Origin of the sequence: Streptomyces sp. BE303 (genome assembly GCF_036290945.1) — a bacterium.
Lineage (GTDB): Bacteria > Actinomycetota > Actinomycetes > Streptomycetales > Streptomycetaceae > Kitasatospora.
Window position 1 is genome coordinate 1 of the sequence record NZ_JAQYWZ010000358.1, and the last position, 1,246, is coordinate 1,246.

Annotated in this window: 1 protein-coding gene; it reads left to right on the forward strand. The window is 73.5% G+C overall.

What is annotated here, in order from left to right; translation table 11 throughout:
- The coding region (locus PUR56_RS06125; RefSeq protein ID WP_329874321.1) for a mandelate racemase/muconate lactonizing enzyme family protein at window positions 1-1,154 on the forward strand (1,154 nt) is incomplete at its 5' end.
- Window positions 1,155-1,246: the final 92 nt, after the last annotated feature.

Here is a 1,246-nt window from a genome sequence, read left to right on the forward strand (position 1 = left end):
TCACCAAGGTCGAGGCCGTAGCCCTGTCCGCCAGCTTCGACGACCTGTACGACTCGCCCGAGGACGTGCCGGACTGGCTGCGGTACCCGGCCTCCAGCCACCTGGTGCTGCCCCGCCGGGGCCAGTACGCGACCCTCGTCAAGGTCCACACCGAGGACGGCTCGGTCGGCATCGGCGAGGCGTACGGCCTGCCGAGCCCGCAGGTCACCGCCACCGTCGTCGCGACCGTCCTGGCGCCGCTGCTCATCGGCCAGGACGCGCTGGCCACCGGCGCGATCTGGGAGCGGCTGTTCAAGGGCCAGGCCGCCGGCGGCCACAACCGCGGCTTCTACCTCGAAGCGATGGCCGGCGTCGACCTCGCCCTGTGGGACCTCCGCGGCAAGCTCGCCGGCGTCCCCGTCCACCGCCTCCTCGGCGGCCCCGTCCGCGAGACCGTCGACTGCTACGCCAGCCCGGTCGCCCTGCACGCCGACCCCGAGGACTCCGCCCGGCAGGCCCTCGGCTTCGTCGACGACGGCTTCAAGGCCCTCAAGGTCAAGATCGGCCGCGGCGAGCGCACCGACCGCGCCCACCTCACCGCCGTCCGCGCCGCCGTCGGCGACGGCATCGAGATCCTCACCGACGTCAACTGCGCCTACGACCTCGACGAGGCCACCCGGGTCGGCGCCGTCCTCGCCGACCTCGGCATCTCCTGGTACGAGGAGCCGCTCCAGGTGGACGACCTCGCCAACCTCGCCGAGCTGCGCCGCCGGACCGGCCTGACGGTCGTCAACGGCGAGACCCACTTCACCCGCTTCGACCTGCGGGACTCGCTGCTGCACCGCGCGATCGACGTCTTCATGCCGAACGTCGCCCGCTGCGGCGGCATCACCGAGGCCATGCGGCTGTCCGCGCTCGCCTCCGCGTTCCACGTGGACATCGCCCCGCACGGGGTCGGCTCCGGCGTCAGCCTCTGCGCGGCCCTGCAGCTCTGCGCGGCCACCCCGAACCTGCGCACCTACGAGTACAACCGGCTGCCCAACCCGATCCGGGAGAACATCCTGGTCAACCCGCCGAAGTTCACCGACGGCGCGCTGGTCGTCCCGACCGGGCCCGGCCTGGGCTTCGAGCTCGACGAGGACACCGTCGACCGGTACGTGATCGCCCGGTTCTGACGACCGGCCGGACCGCACCCCCCGAACGCCGGGCCGCCGGACTCCCCGGCCGGCCCGGCCCCCGAACGCGGTGGCGGGCAGCTCTGCCCTGA